At 62.6% G+C, this 2,253-nt stretch carries 3 protein-coding genes; all 3 read right to left on the minus strand.

The window, feature by feature from the left end:
* Positions 1-58: 58 nt before the first annotated feature.
* The 3 genes from AC1D1X_RS21080 to AC1D1X_RS21090 all read right to left on the minus strand — a co-directional run bounded on the left by AC1D1X_RS21080 (position 59) and on the right by AC1D1X_RS21090 (position 2,112).
* Positions 59-841 carry a hypothetical protein gene (locus AC1D1X_RS21080; protein ID WP_477699092.1) on the minus strand — a complete coding sequence of 261 codons (783 nt, stop codon included), beginning with the start codon at positions 839-841 and terminating at the stop codon, positions 59-61.
* Between the two features lie 74 nt (positions 842-915).
* The gene (locus tag AC1D1X_RS21085) at positions 916-1,380 is read right to left on the minus strand and encodes a CoA-binding protein (RefSeq protein ID WP_477670136.1); all 465 of its coding nucleotides are present in this window, start codon (positions 1,378-1,380) and stop codon (positions 916-918) included.
* A gap of 78 nt (positions 1,381-1,458) precedes the next feature.
* Complete coding sequence (locus AC1D1X_RS21090; protein ID WP_477670135.1) at positions 1,459-2,112, minus strand: thioredoxin family protein; 654 nt, start codon at positions 2,110-2,112, stop codon at positions 1,459-1,461.
* Between the last annotated feature and the right edge of the window lie 141 nt (positions 2,113-2,253).

Here is a 2,253-nt window from a genome sequence, read left to right on the forward strand (position 1 = left end):
GGGGGGATCCGGCCACACGAAGTGGGCCGAGACGGGGGTGTGCCTAATTTTGCAGTTCCTACCTCACAGGTAGGAACTGCAAAAACGTTCCGCCCAGTAGATTTTGAACATAGGTGATCACCGCGCGGCGGTACTTCTCGGTCAGAACGGAGGCCAGCAGGTCCAGCCGTCCAATGATTTTGCCGAACTCGCGTTCAAAGCTCAGGTTGCGCTCGCGCTCGGTGATTTCATCGGCCAGCAGCAAGGGCTGGCCTGCGGCATTGCGCCGGTTGGACAGCATCCATACGGCGATTTCAATGTTGCGGGCGGCGTTGTAGATGTATTGCGCATCCAGGCTGTCAGTCAGGTAATACGCTGTTTTCCCGCTGTGGGCCGTGATCACCATGTCAGCGCTGGCATAAATGAACGCCGCCACGCGATCGCCCTTGAAGTCGGGGCCCAGCGCCAGCGACAGCGCGGCGATGTCGCGCTTGCCCTGCAGTTCGGGCCAGGGTGTGCGGGTGTCAACCRCCACGCGCAGCTGGGCGAGGGCCGCGTCGCGTCCGAGCGTGCTGGTTTTCCGCCATTCCGCCGGGTTGCGCCGGTACAGCTTGTCGGCCAGGCGCAGCAAACCCTCCAGGTTATCGCGCATGCCCAGGGTGGCCATGCGGTTCACGTCCGACTGGCCGATCTCGCTAGCGGCCATCGGGGCGGCCTGTGCTTCGCCCTTGTGCGTGGGCGCCTGGCTGGCGCAGCCGGCCAATACAGCCARGGCCAGCAGCAAGGGAGGGCGGAAGAATGAAAAGATGGAAGGAGAAATGGCTGGTGCGGGAAGGGAGATGGGTGCCGTGCGCAAGGACATGGGGCATTTTCAGCGGCTGCGCCGCGCCGCGCAAGCATGGCTTTCCCGGGCTGCCGCCGGCTGCAGGGGCAAGCTCAGACGGAAGCCGCGCCCACTTGGGCAATCGGGTGCAACAGTCCGCGAGACAGCAGCACCCGGTGGTCTATCTTGAGGCAGTGGTCCTGTACCACCAGCAAGCCCGCCGCTTCCGCCTTCGCGGCTGCCGTGGCGTTGGAAATGCCGAGCTGCATCCACACGGCCCTGGCGCCTATCGCAATGGCTTCGTCGACCACTGGCGGAATATCTTCGCTGTTGCGAAAGCAGTTCACCAGGTCGATCTTTTCGTGCTGCGCGGCTTCGGTCAGCGTCGAATAGGCCTTTTCACCGAGCACCTCGGCGGCGTTCGGGTTGACCGGGATGATGCGATAGCCATTGGCCTGCATGTAGCGCGCCACATCAAAGCTGGCGCGGTGAGGCTTGGGCGACAAGCCCACTACCGCGATGGTGCGGCAGTGGTTGAGGATATGCGGCATGCGCTCTGCGGGGGGCAAGGGGTTCATGGCTGGGCTTTGTGTTGGCCTGGCTTGGACCGGCGTTGCCGGGCACGGTTCAGGCTCTGTTTATCTATTTAAGCGGGTCTATGCCTTGTATTTGACGGAGCACCCATAAGCCCGGCTGGAGGCCACACTCAATGGTTTGCCGCTCAGCGCTTCGGTCAGGCCCTGGCGCACGTAATTGGTGGCGGTCTTGATATCGTCAACGCGGGCAGAAGGGATGCTGTCAATACCGCCTGCGTAAATCAGCTGGCCCTGCGGACTGATGATGTACATGTGCGGTGTCGTCTTGGCGCCGTAAAGCTGGCCGATCCTGCCTGACTCGTCCATCAGTGTCGCAGTCGGCTGGCCCTGTTTCTCGGCCATCCAGCCGGCCAGTTTGGCCGGCGCCAGGTAGTCGCCGCTTTCGGCCTCCGTGGAGTTGATGGACAGCCACACCACGCCTTTGGCGGTGAACTCCTTTTGCAGGCCTTGCATGTTGCCGCTGTAGTGCTTGCGCACAAAAGGGCAGCCCGGATTGGTCCATTCCAGCACCACCAGCTTGCCCTTGTAATCGCCCAGGTTGCGGGTCTTGCCGGCCGTGTCGGGGGCCGAAAAGTCAGGGGCTGCCTGGCCGACACTTGCTGTGGCCGCCTGCGCGGAAAAAGCGGCCGACGCCAGCCAGGGGGCGGCAACGAGAGCGCCAGAAAAGTTGCGGCGGGTAAGTGCCCGGACGGGCTGCAGAGGGGTATTCAACATGGCTTGAACTCCTTCAGGAGACATCAACAACACGACAACAGGTTCTTTTACAGCTTGGCCAGTTCGGCCCTCACGTCGTCAACCGACAGAATCTCCGACAGCACGACCGGCGCGCGGCCGGGCTTGTAAATCACATACACC

It is taken from the genome of Polaromonas sp. P1_G4 (genome assembly GCF_056405475.1).

What these genes read in the sequence shown, in the direction of transcription:
- AC1D1X_RS21085 (WP_477670136.1), bottom strand. Translation starts at nt 1,380, where the DNA reads ATGAACCCCTTGCCCCCCGCAGAGCGCATGCCGCATATCCTCAACCAC.
- AC1D1X_RS21090 (WP_477670135.1), bottom strand. Translation starts at nt 2,112, where the DNA reads ATGTTGAATACCCCTCTGCAGCCCGTCCGGGCACTTACCCGCCGCAAC.